Source organism: Candidatus Desulfovibrio trichonymphae, assembly GCF_002355955.1.
Lineage (GTDB): Bacteria > Desulfobacterota > Desulfovibrionia > Desulfovibrionales > Desulfovibrionaceae > Desulfovibrio > Desulfovibrio trichonymphae.
Window position 1 is genome coordinate 934,329 of the sequence record NZ_AP017368.1, and the last position, 18,589, is coordinate 952,917.

An 18,589-nucleotide genomic window follows, 5' to 3' on the forward strand; every position below is an offset into this window, starting at 1 on the left:
CATGAGCCGTTCAGAACAAAACGCCGTGAGTGAAATGTGCAGGATATTCCTGCAGGATTCCGTGCAGGAATACATCCGTGACGCGGCACATCATATACTCTCCGGCAACGAGGTGCAAAAAATAAATATTCAGGAGGGCGAAACCTGGACGGCGCGGGGTTCCGTGCAGGGAGAAAACCTTCAGGTGTATACCCCCTCCCTGAATTTTTCCCTGATCGACCGCGCAACAACCAGCCACTGCAACTGCCCGGACGCTTTTTCCGGAGTCTGCCGCCATGTGGCGGCGCTTGCCCTGCTCCTTATGGAAGACATACGCAGGGAACAGGGCGATGATATAGACGATTTCCCGGTGACCGTGGACTGGAAGCACAGTTTCCGCAGCTTTTTTTCCACAGCTATGGAAGCGGAACCAGGGCGCTACTACCTGATTTTTCGCTTCACGCCGGAGGATGGCCGCCTGCTTGTATCGTTTTTCCGGGCGCGCCAGAATAAAACCGGCCTCTCCAGCGTACATGCGGAAGTAACGCTTGAGCAGATCATCTACAACCCGGACTGGTGCGAGGCTTCGCCGCAATTGCCGCACGTGGCCAGCCAGATAGGCCGTTGCCTCGACTACTACGGCCACAGGGTTAAAATTCCGGACGGCCTCCTCTCCTGGTTTTTCTGGGCCATACGCAACGAATATTATCTGCTCTGGGAAGACACGGATCAACCCTGCGGCATTGAAAGCGCCCCCTTTGCCCTGAAACTCAACCCCATTCTGGACGATGCGGGTCTGCGCTTTCAGGTGCTTATTCAGCATGAAGGCCGCCCGCCCCTGACAATACGCACACTGAATGAACAGGCGGACGAAGACGGCCAAACCATTGCGGAACAGCCGCCCACCACCTTTCACGGGCAGATGCCGCTGTGGGTCTGCTTTAACCACAAATTTTACCCTGTGCAGACATGCCTGAACCCCGAACTTGTCCACAAACTCCTGCACGACTGCCCTGTTGTGCCGCACGAAGAAATTTCAGAATTTCTGGACCGCGTCTGGACCAGGATGCCGGCCTCGGAACTTTACCGGCCGCAGGAATTTTTAAAACTCATAAGCCCCATTTTTCAGCCGGCCACATACAATCCCAAACTCTTTCTGAATGAAGAAGGCAGTCTGCTGACGCTGGAAATAGACAATATTTATGAAACCGTTCACGGCGAGTTCACCATAAACGGGCCTAATCCCGATTTCCAGACAGGCAGCTACGCATACAAGGGCAAAACCTATCTGGTGCGCCGTCATCAGGAAAAAGAGGCCCAGCTGCTCACCGAACTCGCCCGGGCCGGCTTTCAGTCGCGCTCGACAAAACTCTGGTTCCTTGAACCGGAAGAGGCCATCGTCTTTCTGCTCGATGTTTACCCCGCAATGGTGGATTATTACCGCATTTACGGAGAACACGCGCTCACCCGCTACAAAGTGCGCGCGGCAAAATCCTTTGTCACGGCAGATGTGACAAGCAATGAAAAAGAAAAATGGTTTTCGCTCGACATCAACGTGAGTTATGAAGGTCAGAGCCTGCCGCTTGAAAAAATATGGAAGGCATGGACGCACGGCAAACGCTATGTGCAATTGAAAGACGGCGCATACACAAACCTGCCGGAAGCCTGGCTGTCAAAACTTGCCCGCAGGCTGCAAAGTCTGGGTTTGGACCCTTCAAAACCCCCGCGACAGAAATTTCAGCTGTTTGAAGCTCCTGTGCTCGACACTCTGTTGGAGGATATGCCGAACGCGACCACAGACTCGTTCTGGAACTCCCTGCGCGAAAAAATTCGCTCTTTCCGCGAAATCACGCCCATTGCTTCGCCCAAGGGACTGAACGCATCCTTGCGTTCCTACCAACAGCAGGGCCTCTCGTACCTGAATTTTCTTTCGGAATACGGATTCGGGGGCATTCTGGCCGATGAAATGGGCCTTGGCAAAACCGTGCAGTCGCTCGCTTTTATTCAATATATGGCCGAACGCCACCGTGAGGGACAAAACCTCATCGTTGTGCCCACGTCTGTTTTACCCAACTGGGAACGCGAGGCGAAAAAATTTGTGCCCAACCTGAAATGCGTCATTATTTACGGCGCGCGACGCGGGGGTCTGCTCAAACATGCGGCGGACGCACACATTGTCGTCACCACATACGCTCTGTTGCGACGTAATCTGGAAGAGATGGAAAAGTACGACTTCAACACCGTCATTCTGGATGAAGCCCAGAACATAAAAAATCCCAACACCATCACGGCCCGCGCCGTGCGCCGCCTGAACGCCCGCATGCGGCTGTGCCTTTCGGGCACGCCTATTGAAAACAACCTCTTTGAACTCTGGTCGCTCTTTGAATTTCTCATGCCGGGTTTTTTGGGATCCCAGCACGCATTCCAGTGCGGCATTGTCAAACCCATCAAGGACGGCGATACGGAAACACTGGAATACCTGCGCACCCGCGTTCGCCCCTTTATTCTGCGCCGCACCAAGGCTGAAGTGGCGCAGGATTTGCCGCCCAAACTCGAAAACGTGACCTTCTGTGCGCTTGAAGACGCTCAGGCAGAGCTGTATACGGCCCTTGCCCGCAAGCTGCGCGCCCAAGTGCTGGCCGATGTGGACGAAAAAGGCATTGCCAAAAGCCAGATGTCCATTCTGGACGCGCTGCTCAAACTGCGTCAGATATGCTGCCACCCGCGTCTGCTCAAAATAGAGATGCCGGGGTTCAGCAACAATCTGCCGTCAGGCAAATTTAACGCTTTCAAAGACATGGTCACAGAAATAGTGGAAGGTGGGCACAAAATGCTTGTTTTTTCGCAGTTTGTGCGGATGCTGCACATCATACGGCAATGGCTCGATGCCTCAAAAATGCCCTTCTGCTACCTTGACGGAGCGAGCAAAGAACGCCTTGAAATGGTAGACAAGTTCAACAACAGCCCCGACATACCCATTTTTCTCATTTCTCTAAAAGCAGGCGGCACCGGTCTGAATCTGACCTCAGCCGACTATGTGATCCACTACGACCCGTGGTGGAACCCGGCTGTGGAAAATCAGGCCACAGATCGCACGCACCGCATAGGCCAGACGCGTCAAGTTTTTTCCTACAAGCTCATCTGTGAGAACACGGTGGAGGAAAAAATTGTCAAACTGCAGGCAAGTAAGCGCGACATGGCCGAGGCCATCATTCCCGGCAGGGGGGCGTGGAAGCCGCTCACGCGCGACGATCTGGAGATGATCTTCGACATATGACCGCAGCTGAACAACAGGTTACGGAAGCCGCTCGGCTCTTGCTTCCGCAAGCTGCGCTTCCGCGTCGCGTCCCAAGACGCGCATCGCCCGCGCCAGTGTTTGCCACGCCTCCGGGCAGTCGCGCAATGCCGCGCTTCTACGGGCCAGCATTTCCGCAAGCGACGGATCCTCATTGCCGTTCAAATAAAGTCTGGCCAGCGCCAGCATGGCCGCCGCATCATCCGGGTTGCGCAAAAGCGCCTCACGCAAGAGTTCCCTCGCTTCGCCCTGTTGCCGCCCGTGCACCGCAAGCCCGGCCAGCAGCCTTCGCGCCGGGCACAGGTTGCCCGGCTGCGCGTCTTCCAAAGCCGCCGCGCGTTCGTAAAAACGCTTTGCCTGCCCCGGCCTGCGGCGTTCTTCACACATCTGCCCAAGACGGATATGGGCAAAGCTGTGATTCGGCACAACAGCGATGCAACGGCGATAATAATGGCCCGCAGCGCGGCGCTCGCCAAGGCTCTGGCAGATTGCGCCCAAATTGTAGCAGGTCTGCCCTGCCAAAGGCCCGTCAGCCCCGCGCTTCAAGGCCGCCAGAAAATGACGGCGCGCATCCTGTCTACGCCCAAGGGCGGCCATGCACACGCCAAGCGAATTCAAGGCCATCACATTGGTCTTGTCCGCCAGCAGGGCGAGCTTGTATTCCTCCACCGCTCCGAATACGTCGCCAAGACTGTAAAGCCTGTCCGCGCTGATGTTCAGCGCCAGAGAATTACATACCCCGGCTTTCGGTTCCGGCAATAAAAGCGCGTATTCCAGTGCTTTCAAGGCGCAGTCGCGCGTCTCGGCTTTTGTATAGCGCAAAAAAGGGTAGCCTGCCACGCCGGCCGCCGCGCCAAGGCCACGCTGTGCAAGACATTCGCACAAACGGCGATAGACCGGCGCCACATCTTCCGGCGTTGCGCCAGAATGAAACAAAATCAGGCTGTTGTCGCCGTATCTTCCGCCAAAAGGCGCAACGCCGCCTCCCAGGCCGCCAGACCCGGATACGAGAGAGCGCCAAAGCCTAAATGCCCCGGCGCATGCCCGTGATCCTGCCCTGTCAAGGCGCACCAGGACAAGTGTAAAACGCGCCGACCTCTCCATTTCAAAGCCGGAACGCTTCAAAAAATCGCCGTAGCCGCACAGGCTTTCTCCTTTTGCACCATGTGCGCAGTCAGACGCCCTGAGAACAATATGGGTCTTCGGCTGCGAAGCCGGGGCTGACGCAGGGTCAAGCAGGGTCAGTCCATCGCCCGGCGCAGGCATGTTCGCCGCGTCGGCAACGTGCAGAATTTCCGCAACGGCGCCTGATTCCTCTACCTGCAACAGCACAATTTCGCCTTTGCAGGCACGCCCTGTTTCCCGGCCTTTCTCCGGGCTGTATACCGCGAAGCGCATTCCTTCGGCAGCCTTGGCCCGGCGGCCGAGGCTGACGCGCAGACACGCGCCCTGAAGACTTTGCAGCACAACACCGCCTTCATGCAAAATACGGGCAAAAGGCATGACGCGACTTTTGCCCGTTCCGGCCATGCCGTCCCGCGCAACGTCCGCCGCGAGCCCTGCCAGCGACATGAGCCTGCGGGCCTGTTCAAACATGGGTAGCCGCATCTCCGCTCCCCGCATGTCCTGCGGATACAGCGCGTGCCCCGCGCAGAGCACGGGGCGGATGGATCTGCCTGTCAACGGATCGGGCAGACGCACTGTTTCCATACGGTCAAGCGCGGCGCGGGCCAGTTCGTGACAGGCCATACGCCCGCCGACAGGAAGCACAAGAGCCAGCTCATGACGCCCCACGCGGGCTGCCTGTACGCCCTCGGGCAGGTCGGCCGCGCACGCCTGCGCCAGCTTGCGCAACAGAGCATTTTCAGAGGCATAACCCACACGCAGGGCAGTTTCTTTGCCGTTACACAGGCGCAACAACACAAGCCCAAAGCACAAACTGTGCAGGGGAGCGGACTGATTGCCTGTTGCGGCCGGGTCATCCAAAAAAGCGCGCACGCGAAGGGCCTGCTGCTGGATATCGGCAAAAAAAGCCTCTTCCGTGGCAAGAGAAGTCAGCGCATCTGTGCGCGTGGCTTTTACAAGGGCAAGATTGTCCAGGCAAAGCGCGGCCACTGCGGGCAGGACCGGCAAAAGCGGTCTGATCTCGCGCAGACGCACGCCGCGCGCCATAAAAACGCCCAGCAGGCGATTTTGCCGGGCAAGCGGCAGAAGCAGACGCCGCTCTTGCGGCACAAGCTTCGGCGTTGCCGGCGCGGATTCTGTGGGAAAATACAGGGCGTGCCCGCTGAAGGAAAAAAAATCCACCAGATTCCGGCGCAGCATGTCTTCCATTTCCAGCAGATCGCGACGCTCAAGCCCAGACTGACGGGAAATTTTCATGCCGGCAGTGTAGTGAAGGCGCGACCGATTGTCCAGCAGCAGGTTCGCTCAGAACGTCCAACGAAGGCTGACGGAGAAGGGGAGATTCACATATTTTATCCATAACCATTGCTGTTATTAGATTTTATTGTCATTCCATCACCACCGGTTGCGCAGCTCTCTATACGGCACAGCGAAACACATACAAAACGCATCTGTCCGGCACTGCCCTGTTATGGCGCACAGCCTGTCGGTCTTTGTTTGGTATTTTTCTTCATAATATTTTAAAATTTTATGATTTTTCTTCCGTGAAAGAATGAGTTCCTAGCTTGCGATTCCCATGTCTTTTAAAACTGTCTCCAGATAATTTTCAAAAGCACAATGCTCTAATTTGTTCCCATAACGGACAGCAGCGAAAGACGACGCGCTGCGGCACGTTTGTACTTTACAAGAGCGCTTGGGCGGCAGAATTGTTTGATGTCGTTAAGAAATGGTGACAGCGCAAGGCGGAGCCTTGTCCCCCACAGCACACGTTGCGCTGCGCGGCTCAGAAACAGCACTCGTGCGGCGCGTGTCAACCCGACATAGAGAAGACGACGTTCATCCTCAACATCAGAGCCGTCTTCTCCTGATTCATCTTCTCTGTTATCTGCCGGTGTCTGGGCTGTGGGGCGGTCAGCAGTGGCCTTGTCTTCGCAGCGCAAAAGAAGGCCGCGACGCAACGGCAACAGACCGTTTTCCAGCCCAGGCAGAAAAACAGCTTCAAATTCAAGCCCTTTTGAGGCATGGAGAGTGAGAATTTGCACTTGCTCCGCCTTGGATCGCGCTAGTTCAGCCTCCTGAAGCCAGATCAGACGGCGAAAGAGTTCCTCCCAGTCACCGCATTCCTGAAAAAGGCTGCAGACTTCCCGCCATGCCCTACTTCTGCTGATGTGCTCTCCTGCCCAAGGTTGGCGGGCGAGCCAAGGGAAGAGTTCTGTCGGGGAGGGAAGAAAACCGGCAGTCCATGGAAGGTCCTCAACCAATATTGTGTCATCAGCCGGGAGGAGCGGCCCGAGAGATACAGACAGATTCGCAAATCCGCAGTGTGCTGCAGCCATCTTGAGCAGGCGTCCGCAGACAGGATCCTGCAGTATATTTTCCTCGGCAGGGGCTGCGCAGGGAATGCCGGCGCGCTCCAAAGCCCGTCGCAATACCGGCATTTGTGCTTTGAGGCGAACCAGCACGGCAATATCCGAGGGAGAAAGCGGTTCCGGCTCGTCACCCGTTGCGCGGTCTTCGCCATTGGAGCACATCTGATCAAGCAGCGTATGGCTTGTGCCGCCAAGCAGGCGTTGTATGCGGCGGGCTATGGCGTCGGCCTCCGCCTGATCGTCCGGCGCGTCCAAAAAATGGATGCTGCAGTCAATGCGCCGTACAGCGTTCAGCGGGGCGCAAGCTGCTCTGCCGCCAAGCAGCGTCTGCGCCAGCGTGAGAATCGCCTGCCCGGAACGGTAACTCTGTCCAAGACGGTAAAGGGACAGTTGCGGCCAGAAGTCTGCAAGGACTGCTGCGCAGTTTTGTCCGGCACCTCGAAAACCATAGATTGCTTGATCAGGGTCGCCTATGCCGAAAAAACCTTGGCCGCCAGCGGACAGCATGGCGCGGACAAGCTCAAGCTGGACGGGCGAAAGATCCTGAACTTCATCCACAAGCACATGCAGCGGACGTTCCGCTGGCGGAAGCGTGGGCAAATGTGCCAGAAGGCTTTCCAGCAGATCCTGATAGTCCAGCAGGCGGATTTCCGGATTTGCGGTTTTACGTTGATTATAGCGGTCAACGGCAAGCTGGGCGACTTCAGCAAAAGTGCCGCCGGTCTCGCGGGCTAGGGAGATTATATCCCAAAGTCTCCGCAAGTCACGTTGCGCAACGGCGGGATTTGCCGCTGCAAAAAGCGCGTAAGATGCGTCATCCGTCAACAGGAGAGATTTTGGATAGTGCGTCTGAACAACACTGTAGGCAAGGGCGTGCAGGGTGTCGCAGCGCGGCAGATGCTCGCGCATATGCGGCAATGCACGCGACAGCCGTTCACGCAATTCGCCCGCAGCGCGACGGGTAAAGGTGAGGGCAACAATCCGCCGCGGCTCCACGCCGTGCTCAAGCAGCCATTGCAAGCGGCCTGTCAAAATGCGGGTCTTTCCGGCGCCTGGTCCCGCAAGAACAAGAACAGGGGCGGGACCGGCAGCAAGCGAGGTTCGCTGTTCCTCAGAAAGGCCCCCCTGTTCGTGGAAAATCAGAGATGTCACAGGCCGTTCTTCAAGTGCCGTGGAGGGATGCTTTTGAAGCCTTGCGGACGCCCGCATGTCTGTTGCAGGAAAGGACTGCGGTGCACTGCGCATTGCAAAGCCGGGCAACGCCTTGCTTCCGGCGCGTATATCGCGCAATTCTTCAGGTGTGAAGACGCGCGCTGAACCATACTGACCGTCAAAACCGCCGCTGCGGATAATATTACCGCGGCGCATGCGCGCAACAGCCTCACCGAGCACATCCCAGCGCGCACGTATATCGGCTTCAGGCAAAAGACAGAGGAGGCGCAATTCCGGCCCGAGGTCACGCAAGAGGCGTATATAGCAGTCGTGAACCTTGCGGGATTCCGGCCCGACGCCAAGAATTTCACTAAGCAACTCAGGCAGGGGTATCAGCGGCTTTGCCGACGGTTCCAGTGGCAGCTCAGGTGGCGACTCCCTGTCAGCGAGCGCAAGCACACGATGCAGCACGCCAATAGTCAGGGATTTGCTGCAGACAGGACAAATATTGTTGAGTGCCAGCGTTTCATGCGGTTCAAAAACGACATTACAGGCTCTGTGGCCGTCAAGATAGTATTTGCCTTCCTCAGGGCAAAATTCCAGTGTGCCGAGAAAAAGGCAGGAAGACGTTTGATTCGTCCGTCGCGCCGCCGCGGCTCGCAGCGCTGTAAACAAGCCTGTAAAGGAGGGACGTCCTGCAAAGAGATTTGCTTCTCTTCCGAGATTTGCAGGGGAATGTGCGTCGGAATTTGAAATGAGAGCAAAGTTGTCCAGCCGGCTAACAAGGCGGTTCATGGCAGGATCAGATGACAGTCCGGTTTCAAGCGCAAAAATGTGTGAGGAAAGATCGCCGAAGCAGTCAGTCAGTCGATCAAAGCCTGATTTTGAACCGAAAAGGGAAAACCAGGGGGTCCATATATGAGCCGGTATCAGGACGGCGTGCGGAGCAGCCTCCAAAACAATTTCAAGCAGATCACGGCTGTCAAGTCCCAGTATGGGCCGTCCGTCGGCAGAGAGATTGCCTACACAAGCAAGCCTGTCAGCAATGCGGTCAGCATCTTCAAGTGTGGGCGCATAGACAAGGTTGTGTACTTTACGGACTTTACCGTGACGTTTGTAAATGGAACTGATTTCTGCCTGAAGGCAAAAAAGCGTGTCTGAGGCGGTTGCAGGGACAAAAGGAGGGACAAAAGGAATGTCAATTTCCCGAAGAGGAGCAGGACTAGTCAGACGGTAGAAGCCGCTTTCTTCGTCAAGACATAAATGTTCCCGCAATTCCGCGCGCCATTGCGGATGTGTGAAATCGCCCGTCGCAAGCACGTCTATGCCCTTGCAAGAAGCCCAGGCCGCAAGAGTTAACGGGTTGAGTTGCTTGCTGGTGGCACGCGAAAAGCGGGAATGAATATGGAGATCGGCAGTAAAGGTCAGCATATTCGTAACATAAGAGCGAAAAACATGTTAGAGGAGCTGTCCATCATAGTTAAAAAAAGCCTGACGCCGCGATTCAGGCAAGCCGTGCGGCGTGTGCTCCTCAATATGCGCGAAGAAACTGTAGCCCGCGTCCACAAGCTCCTTGCGTTTTTCAGTCAGGTCGAGAGGCCAGCCGGGGTAGAGCCAGATATTGGCACCATAGCGGCGTGCCCAGAACATTTCTCCCTTGGGGCTGACAAAAGGCATATCCGTCTTGATGCCCAACAGGCCAAAACGGCTGATGCCCACAGGCCAGAACCCGGTGAGAACAAGACCGAGCGGCAGGGGACTCTGACGCGGCAGCGCGAGCAAGTCGTCACGGGCAAGCTCCAGACTGACAAAAGCGGCTGCAAAGCCCATTTTCCGCAGCACGCCCAGTGCTGCGGCATTAGCTGCGCCGCAAAAGGGGCCAGCCAAAAGCTGCACACTGTCTGACTGGTCAGGAAAGAAGCAGCGCTGCCAGGGGGCGTTGCAGACAAAACGCCGCGCACCGTCGCGTCGGAGGTGCTCTATGCGGCGGGCAAGAGAATCTTCTTCTTCCGGCCAGACAACCGGCGGCAGCCACCAGACAACGCGTGAAACTACAGTGCGGGAAAGCGCGGCACTGCGTAGCGAAAGCCAGAGCGCCGTCTCAAACTTGCGGCTAAAACGCGTTTCCCTGCCCCGCGGCACGCTTGCGCGCAGAAGCATATCCGGCTGTGGGGCAGACCGGACGGGCATAGAAAGACGGGGGGAGGCGTCAACGGCTTTTGCAGGACGGCCCTGCACCTCGCGAAGTTTGGCCTGCCAAGAGGCAATCGCCGCTGCGAGTTGAGGGTCGCGCCGGTCAATCAAAAAAACAGGGGTACCGTTTTTGGGTGTTTTGTGCTTTGCCGTGCGCAGAGTTAATGTACCTGCCTTGGGGACTCGACGGGTGACGGGCAGCGTGGCGTGCCAAGTTTCATCTTCAACGCCGACACGCAGGCAATCACCAGGCAGTAAATCAAAATGCGGCTTGAGCAGCACGCTCCTGTTTTGTGTCATGTTGATTTTGCCCGCCAGAAGGCCGGAAGAAGTCTGCCCGCCGGGGTCGGTAGGCACGCGCTCTTTGGCAGGCAGAAAGTTCGCTCTGGTGAGAGGGCGGCCTAAGGCCATTTGCAGGAGTTCCTGCGCCATTTTACGGGCCTTGGGGTCAGACGCGTCGGCCCGCAACATGCGATAGGCCGTGACAACATGATAAACGTAATAAGGGCCTTTTTTACGGCCTTCAATTTTCCAGGAAACAAGACGGCGCATGCCGAGGAGGGTTTTTGTGAGCACGTCCAGAGAGAGATCAAGACAGGAAAAAAAGCGGCCTTCCCGCCCTTTGCCGCCGGATGCTTTGCGGCGTTCATGATGATAAATGTCTTCCGGAATGCGTTTGTGTTCATGGCGGCGGACAGCAGAGATCCCCTGGCTGTAGAGGCGTCTGCATGGCTGAACGCAATAGCCGCGCAACCCACTTTTACCTCCCATGTAGCTTGACCACCAGCAGCGGCCGGAAACGCAATAACACAATGCGCCATGTACAAAACATTCCAGGTTGAGTCCGTCAGGACAGGCCGCGTCCATCATGCGTATTTCGTCAATGGAGAGCTCCCGCGGCAGGATGACCCTGTCCGCTCCACAGCAGCGCGCAGCGATAAGCGCGCGCGGGTGGGTCACATTGGCAAGGGTGGAGAGAAAAAGTCCCTTTTCAAATCCTGCCTGACGGGCCAGATCAAGCATCCCCATGTCTTGTATGATCAGGCCGTCCGGCCTTGCCTGCCGCACAAGACGCACGAGCAGACGGTAGGCTGCCTTTATTTCCGACGGTTTGAGCAGAGTGTTCATGGTGACGTAGACGCGCCTTTGCTCTGCGTGCGCCAGATCTGTCAGACGCGAAAGCTCTGTCAGGCTGAAGTTTTCCGCTTGCATTCGTGCGGAAAAATGCTTGAGTCCCACATATACGGCATCCGCTCCTGCGGCCAGCGCGGCCAAAAACGAGTCAATGTCGCCCGCGGGTGCGAGAATTTCCGGCGGCGTGCGTGGCGGCGTTTGGGCGGAATGCTCCGTCATGATTTGTAATATTCCCTGTACCAGGCCGCAAAACGGGCAATGCCGTCGCGCAGATGCGTTTTGGGTGTAAAACCGGTGCGTTCATTCATATCGTTTATGTCGGCAAAGGTGGCTTCCAGATCGCCGGGCTGCATGGGCAAGAACGTTTTGCGAGCTTTTTGTCCAAAGGCGTCTTCCAACAGGGATATAAAGGTATTGAGTTCAACAGAGGTGTTATTGCCGATATTATGCACGCGCCAAGGCGCGGAGCTTGCGGCCGGGTTCGGCGCGGCCGTGTCAAAGTCCGTATCCGGCGTGGGGATGAGGGGCACAAGACGCGCCAGAGCTTCCACAGCATCGTCAATATAGGTAAAGTCGCGACACATGCGGCCTTTGTTAAATACCCGCAGCTCCTGCCCGCGCACAATGGCTGCGGCAAAAATGTGTGGGGCCATGTCCGGCCGACCCCAAGGACCGTACACCGTAAACAGGCGTACTCCCGTACAGGGCAGACGGTAGAGATGGCTGTAGGCATGCGCCATGAGTTCATTGCTCTTTTTTGTGGCGGCGTACAGGCTTGCCGGGTGATCAGTATTGTGGCGGACAGAATAGGGTCTTTGCGTGTTCAGGCCGTAAACCGAGCTGGATGAGGCAAAAATCAGGTGGGCGACGTTGTGGTTGCGGCAGCATTCGAGCAGATGGCCGAATCCTGTCAGATTTGTGCTGATATAAGCTGCCGGGTTTTGCAGGCTGTAGCGCACGCCCGCCTGCGCTGCCATATTGACGACATAAGTGAAGTTTTCGTGCGTAAAAAGGGCATCAAGGCCTGCATTGTCGGCCAGATCCAGCCTGACGAAACGAAAGTGTTTGCCGGCTTCCGGCGCAGATGCAATACTGGCCAGGCGATCTTTCTTGAGCTGCACGTCATAATAGTCGTTCAGATTGTCAATGCCGGTCACGTCGTGACCGGCAGCCAGCAGCCGCAACGTCAGGTGATAGCCTATAAAACCGGCCGCGCCGGTCACAAGCACATGCATGCCGCCTCCTTTGCCTGTCCGCGCCAAGAGTACGGCAGATGTGTTCCCAAGGCAAGGGCTGGTTTTTCAAGCGGGCAGGACGAAAGCCGCTCTGTTGCTACGCCGCTGCGCGGCTGGCTGTTGCCAAAAGCCGTCGGAGCTGCTATTTATTAAGACGGAGGCCGGGATTGACGTCGGTTGACGTCGAAATCCGACGTGACTGCGACGCCGCCGGCACAGCGGTGATTTCCGCTTCGGGCGCACGCCCTTTATCGTCTATCTGGCCTTTTTAAACGCTTTTGTTCCCCTTTCGACAGATCTCTATCTCACCGCGCTGCCGAGCATGATAGCGGTCTTTGACTGCCCGCGCGCGCTCGTTGACCTCACCATCAGCGGCTTTATGCTCTGCTTTGCCCTGTCCATGCTCGTATGGGGCCCGTTGAGCGACAAATACGGCCGCAAGCCAGTACTCGCCGCAGGTCTGGGCGTGTATGCCGCAGCCTCGCTCGTCTGCCTTTTTTCCGTCAGCATATATACTCATTGCCGGGCGCATCCTGTAGGCGGCGGGCAGCGGAGCCGTGTGCTCCGTTTCCATGGCAATCGTCAAAGACGCATTCAAGGGATGGGAGATGGAAAATGCGCTTGTGTGGATGCAGAGCATCAGCACCATAGCGCCCATGCTGGGAGCGGGCATGCTGAGGCTGACCTCGTGTCGGTTGCGGCGCGGCAGAAACGGTTCAGCCGGCGCAGGTATTCCGTGCATTTTTCAGAAAAAAGGCAATCTGCCCCAGCCTATGTCCAGTCAAGGCCAAAGGTGTCGTGCAGAATGCGCACGGCAAGTTCCACGTATTTTTCCTGAATCAGGATAGTAATTTTTATTTCCGAGGTGCTGATCATCAAAATGTTGATGCCTTCCTGAGTCAGTGCCGCAAACGCTCTAGCCGCAACGCCCGAATGATTGCGTATTCCCACGCCGATGACCGAAACCTTGGCCACATTCACGTCGTGCACCACCTTCGACATCCCTATTTTCGGAGAAATCTCCGCCATGATACCCAATGTCTGCTGCAAATCCCTGCGGGAAATGGTGAAGGTGATATCCGTATGCCCGTCAAGGCTGGTGTTTTGCACAATCATGTCAACAAGCACGTCTTTTTCGGAAAGCGGGCAGAAAACGGCAGCCGCGACGCCAGGCACATCGAGCACATCATGCAGGGTAACGCGGGCCTGATCTTTATCATACGCAATACCTGAAACGAGCAGTGCTTCCATGCTGGAATCCTCCTGAGTGACAAGCGTGCCGGGATCATCGTCAAAGGTGGAGCGAACACGCACAGCCACCTTGTATTTTTGGGCAAACTCCACAGAGCGGATATGCAGAACTTTTGCGCCCATGCTGGACATCTCAAGCATTTCATTGTAGGCGATACGGTCTATTTTGCGTGCTGTGGAGCATATATTGGGATCTGTCGTGTACACGCCGTTCACATCTGTATAGATTTCGCATTCCACAGAGCCGAGGGCGGCGGCCAGAGCCACTGCCGACGTGTCCGAACCGCCACGTCCAAGTGTTGTGACGCGTTTGTCTTCCGTGCATCCTTGAAAGCCAGCGACAACAAGAATGTCATATTGTTCCAGCCAGCCGCGCAGGGCTTCACTGTTGATCGCGCGAATGCGCGCGCAACCGAAACTGTCGTCAGTGACAATAGGTATCTGGCTCCCCAGCAGGGAACGCGCGCGAATGCCCATATCTTTGAGCAGCATGGTGAAAAGACTGATGGAAACCTGCTCGCCGGTGGAAACAAGCACATCGCATTCCGCCTTATCCGGCGTTGGCGACCATTGCCCGGCAAGCGCCAGCAGATTGTTTGTGTCCCCGGCCCTTGCCGAGAGCACAACAATAATTCTGTCAGCGCGCTGGAGGCCATTTAAAACTTTGTCACGCACTTTTTCCATGCGCTCCAGCGTGGCTACGGAAGTGCCGCCGAATTTTTGCACGAGAATTTGCATAGCTGTATCCACTCTGTCCATGATCCTGCAGGGGAACGGCATGGGGTCTCCTGCACATGAGGGCGTGTATTATCCCGACAAACAGCCGTTTGTCCACAATCTGCGTCGGATTTCGCCGGCATATCGGCTGATTGAAATTTCAGCAATTAGATACTAGTAATCAATTGTTTTTACTTGGTAAAAATATCAAAAACATCACAAAGGTAAAACTCTCATCCACCGCAAAGAACAGGGCCGGACAGGGATTCTTCCAAACCATCCAGATAGGTGCGCAGGCCATGGTGGATAACAGCCTACAAAATCCGGACGCCATCCTCTTCTACCAACACAGTGTATTCCAGGCGCACGCCTCCCCAGTCGGGATAATAGAGGCCAGGCTCCACGGTGACGACCATGCCGGGCGCGAGTGCGCGCTCACTACGCGGACTGAGGGAAGGCGCTTCATGCGTTTCCAGGCCCACGCCGTGCCCAAGGCCGTGGATAAAAGCTTTTTCCTCTCCGGCCTTTTCAAACACAGCACGGGCCAGAGCATAGACATCCCGTCCGGTCATGCCGGGGCACATCGTTTCCAAGGCCGCCTCCTGCGCATCGCGTACCAGCGCAAACGTGCGCGCGAAACGTGAATACAACGGCCCGTACTCATCGCCTGCCCAGAAAGTTCGCGTCTGATCTGAGCAGTAATTTTGCACACGGCAGCCCACATCAACAAGCACAGGATTGTGCTCCACAATCCTGTCCGCCCCAGGTATCGCATGCGGCAGCGCCGCATTTTTGCCTGTTGCAGCAATAACGGCAAAGGCCAGTTCGTCCGCGCCGTTCTCCCGAAAAAAACGTTCAATGGCCCAACTTATCTCGGCCTCGCTTTTGCCGGGCTGCACCTCGCCCTCCACCCAGGCAAGCAGCCTGTGATTGAGTGCGAAAGATTGCGCGAGCGCCGCCTGTTCCTCCAACCCCTTGACAAGGCGCAGTTCTTCCACAAGGCCGTCCGCTGCCTCCAGAAACAGACCTCCGGCCGTGCCGAGCGCACGGGCAAAGGCAAAGCTCACGTCGTCCGCCTCCAGACCGACGCGTGAGCCGCAACGCTTGAGCAGACGGGCTGTATCCCCGGCAGCGTCCGAACCGTATTGAAAAACACGCTCAGTCTCCCACAGGCAAGCGGCAGCGTCCACATAGCGGGAATCGGTAGCAAGCCAGTCCCGCCCGTCAACGGTAATCACAAGCCGCCCGGCGCTCTCGTTACGCTGTGGATCGTGCAATTCAAATCCGGAGAGATAAAAACGGTTGGCGGCGTTACTGACCAATAGTACGTCGAGACCACGCGCGCGCATGGCGCGGCGCAGCCGTTCCCGACGGTCGGCGAAAATATTTTCCATAATAAAAAACCACTCCCTAACGCCCACAACACTTTTTATATTTCAGGCTGCTGCCGCAAGGGCAGGGATCGTTACGACCTACACGGGGCGCTGCCCTGACAGGCTCACGCGCCGCCTCCTCTCCCCCGCCCGAGTAAGAAAGCCCCGTCGCCGAATCTTCCTTGTGACGGTATTCCCGAGTTACGTTCTCCGCTGCTTCAACTGCCGGCGCTTCTACACGCAAACGCGTCAGCACACGAAAAACGCTCTCCCGGATGTGAAACAGCGTCTCCTGAAACATGGCAAAACCTTCACGCTTATATTCCAACTTGGGGTCTTTCTGCCCATAACCACGCAGGCCAATGCCGTCGCGCAGGGCGTCCATGTTGCGCAAATGCTCTTTCCAGCAGCGGTCCAGCCCTTCCAGCAGAAAATAACGCTGCACGCCTGTCCAGCTTTCGCCGGTATCAGCTTTAAGCATCTCCAGCATGCGCCGCACATGTCCCTCGCACTCTTCGCGGGAGGGCAGAGCGGCATTTTCCGGCAGCACCCGATCAAGGTTGAATATCTCGCGCAGACGCGCCAGCACGGCTGCCTCCTGCTCCGCGTCAGGCCCGGCATTGCCGAGTTGTGCGTATTCATTGTCAAGCACGTCGCCAAAAAATTCGTCCACAACAAAGTCAAGAACCTCCTCCACCATCAGATCACGCCGAAGAGCATAAATCACTTCACGCTGTTGGTTCATGACATTGTCATAATCAAGCAGGGTCTTGCGTATTTCAAAGTGGTGGGCTTCCACGCGCTTTTGCGCCCTCTCGACCGCGCGGGAAACCATGGCATTTTCAATGGATTCTCCATCGCGCAAGCCGAGTTTTTCCATAAGGCCCTTGATTCTGTCCGAGCCGAACAGACGCATAAGATCATCTTCAAGCGAAAGATAAAAACGCGAAGACCCCATGTCGCCCTGACGGCCCGAACGGCCGCGGAGCTGATTATCTATGCGGCGGCTCTCATGGCGCTCCGTACCCAGAATGTGCAGTCCGCCGATATCCGGCACTCCTTCGCCAAGCACAATATCCGTACCGCGTCCGGCCATGTTGGTGGCAATAGTCACCCTACCCTTTTGCCCGGCCTGTGCCACGATTTCCGCCTCTTTTTCATGCTGTTTGGCGTTCAGTACATTGTGCGGGATGTTCAGCTTCGCGAGACGGTTTGAAAGCATTTCCGAAGTTTCAATAGAAATGGTGCCCACAAGCACGGGCTGCCCTTCTTTGTGGATGTCGGCTATGGCGGCCGTAATGGCGTCAAATTTCTCCTGACGGCTGCGATAGATCATGTCGGGATAATCTTTGCGTATCATGGGCTTGTTGGGCGGAATGCACACGACCTCAAGATTGTATATCTGCTGAAATTCCACAGCTTCTGTGTCCGCCGTGCCTGTCATGCCCGAGAGTTTGCCGTACAGACGAAAGTAGTTCTGAAAGGTGATGGAGGCGAGCGTCTGATTTTCCGCGGCCACGGTCACATGCTCCTTGGCCTCCAAGGCCTGATGCAGGCCGTCGGAGTAACGGCGGCCATCCATAAGCCGACCGGTGAACTCGTCCACAATGACCACATGGTCGTCCTTGACGATGTAGTCCACATCGCGCCTGAAAATTCTGTGCGCTTTCAAAGCCTGCAATACGTGGTGCTGCAGGGTAATGTTGGCGGGATCAAACAAATTTTCTACCTTCAAAAGCTCTTCACACCGGGAAACGCCCGCATCCGTCAGCATGGCGGTGCGGGTTTTTTCGTCTATGCTATAATGTACCGGCTCAAGCTTGCACACGAGCTCGTCCACCATACGATACATGCCGACGGACTCATCGGAAGCTCCGGAGATGATCAGCGGGGTGCGGGCCTCATCTATAAGAATGGAGTCCACCTCGTCCACAATGGCGAAGTTGTGGCCGCATTGCACAAGCTGGTTGGCATAGAATTTCATATTGTCGCGCAAATAGTCGAAACCAAATTCATTGTTTGTGCCGTAGGTGATGTCCGCGTTATAGGCGGCCGCTCGTTCGTTGTCGTCCAGATCGTGCACAATGACGCCGGTTGTCAGACCGAGAAAATGATAGATTTTACCCATCCATGCCGCGTCACGCCTTGCCAGATAGTCGTTGACCGTAACCACGTGCACGCCCCTGCCGGAAAGCGCGTTCAGCACAGCGGCCAGCGTTGCCGCCAGAGTTTTGCCCTCGCCTGTTTTCATTTCGGCGATTTTGCCCCAGTGCAGTGTTATGCCGCCCACAAGCTGCACGTCATAGTGGCGCAAGCCGAGCGTACGGCGCGAGGCCTCGCGCGTGAGGGCAAATACTTCCGGCAACAGGCTGTCCGGCGTGGCATTGTTGTCCTTAATCTCCTTCCGAAAAGCGTCTATACGGACGCGAAAATCTGAGTCGGCAAGAGCCTGCGCTTCCGGTTCCAGCGCGTTGATGCGCTCGACCAACGGACGCAGGCGGCGCAGAAAGCGCTCGTTCCTGCTGCCGAAAATTTTTTTAAATAAAAAAGAAAACATGCGGTTCCTTCAATATTTCATGCGTCGGCAGGAAGGCCCTGAGAACGGTATACATTGCGTTTGTTGCACAGCGTGCGCACGAAAATGCCCAGCAGTTCCGCGGCATGCGCGCAATTCCCGACCATAGCTTCAAGACCTTTGATAATCGTGAGCTTTTCCACTTCGTGCAGGGGCATCACCGAGCCGGCCAGCAACCTTGCTGCAACCAT

General features: G+C 56.4%; 10 protein-coding genes. 2 read left to right on the forward strand and 8 right to left on the reverse strand.

Annotated elements, in window-relative coordinates; genetic code table 11:
* The first annotated feature begins 1 nt into the window (after position 1).
* Positions 2–3,256 (forward strand): DEAD/DEAH box helicase, encoded by a 3,255-nt coding sequence (locus RSDT_RS04515; RefSeq protein WP_096399727.1) that lies wholly within the window; start codon positions 2–4, stop codon positions 3,254–3,256.
* Positions 3,257–3,274: 18 nt separating this feature from the next.
* Here RSDT_RS04515 and RSDT_RS04520 read toward each other — a convergent pair whose 3' ends face one another.
* The 4 genes from RSDT_RS04520 to RSDT_RS04535 all read right to left on the reverse strand — a co-directional run bounded on the left by RSDT_RS04520 (position 3,275) and on the right by RSDT_RS04535 (position 12,482).
* Positions 3,275–5,656, reverse strand: a complete 2,382-nt coding sequence (locus tag RSDT_RS04520; RefSeq protein ID WP_096399728.1) for a tetratricopeptide repeat protein — start codon at positions 5,654–5,656, stop codon at positions 3,275–3,277.
* A gap of 365 nt (positions 5,657–6,021) precedes the next feature.
* Complete coding sequence (locus tag RSDT_RS04525) at positions 6,022–9,351, reverse strand: UvrD-helicase domain-containing protein (protein ID WP_096399729.1); 3,330 nt, start codon at positions 9,349–9,351, stop codon at positions 6,022–6,024.
* A gap of 27 nt (positions 9,352–9,378) precedes the next feature.
* Positions 9,379–11,466, reverse strand: a complete 2,088-nt coding sequence (locus RSDT_RS04530) for a peptidase U32 family protein (protein WP_096399730.1) — start codon at positions 11,464–11,466, stop codon at positions 9,379–9,381.
* Positions 11,463–12,482 carry an NAD-dependent epimerase/dehydratase family protein gene (locus tag RSDT_RS04535; protein ID WP_096399731.1) on the reverse strand — a complete coding sequence of 340 codons (1,020 nt, stop codon included), beginning with the start codon at positions 12,480–12,482 and terminating at the stop codon, positions 11,463–11,465. The genes RSDT_RS04530 and RSDT_RS04535 overlap by 4 nt, the downstream gene beginning before the upstream one ends.
* Positions 12,483–12,795: 313 nt before the next feature.
* Between RSDT_RS04535 and RSDT_RS07885 the strand changes: the two genes are divergently transcribed.
* On the forward strand, positions 12,796–13,320 hold the full coding sequence (locus RSDT_RS07885) for an MFS transporter (RefSeq protein WP_408606720.1): 525 nt from the start codon (positions 12,796–12,798) through the stop codon (positions 13,318–13,320).
* On the opposite strand, the gene RSDT_RS04545 is transcribed toward RSDT_RS07885, so the two are convergent.
* From RSDT_RS04545 to RSDT_RS04560, 4 genes are all read right to left on the reverse strand, one after another.
* Positions 13,254–14,471: an aspartate kinase gene (locus RSDT_RS04545; protein WP_096400527.1), complete on the reverse strand. Its 1,218-nt coding sequence runs from the start codon at positions 14,469–14,471 to the stop codon at positions 13,254–13,256. The genes RSDT_RS07885 and RSDT_RS04545 overlap by 67 nt on opposite strands.
* A 293-nt stretch (positions 14,472–14,764) precedes the next feature.
* Complete coding sequence (locus RSDT_RS04550; RefSeq protein WP_096399733.1) at positions 14,765–15,844, reverse strand: M24 family metallopeptidase; 1,080 nt, start codon at positions 15,842–15,844, stop codon at positions 14,765–14,767.
* A 16-nt stretch (positions 15,845–15,860) separates the two neighbouring features.
* Positions 15,861–18,380 (reverse strand): preprotein translocase subunit SecA, encoded by a 2,520-nt coding sequence (secA, locus tag RSDT_RS04555; RefSeq protein WP_096399734.1) that lies wholly within the window; start codon positions 18,378–18,380, stop codon positions 15,861–15,863.
* A 17-nt stretch (positions 18,381–18,397) separates the two neighbouring features.
* Positions 18,398–18,589 carry a helix-turn-helix domain-containing protein gene (locus tag RSDT_RS04560; RefSeq protein ID WP_096399735.1) on the reverse strand — a complete coding sequence of 64 codons (192 nt, stop codon included), beginning with the start codon at positions 18,587–18,589 and terminating at the stop codon, positions 18,398–18,400.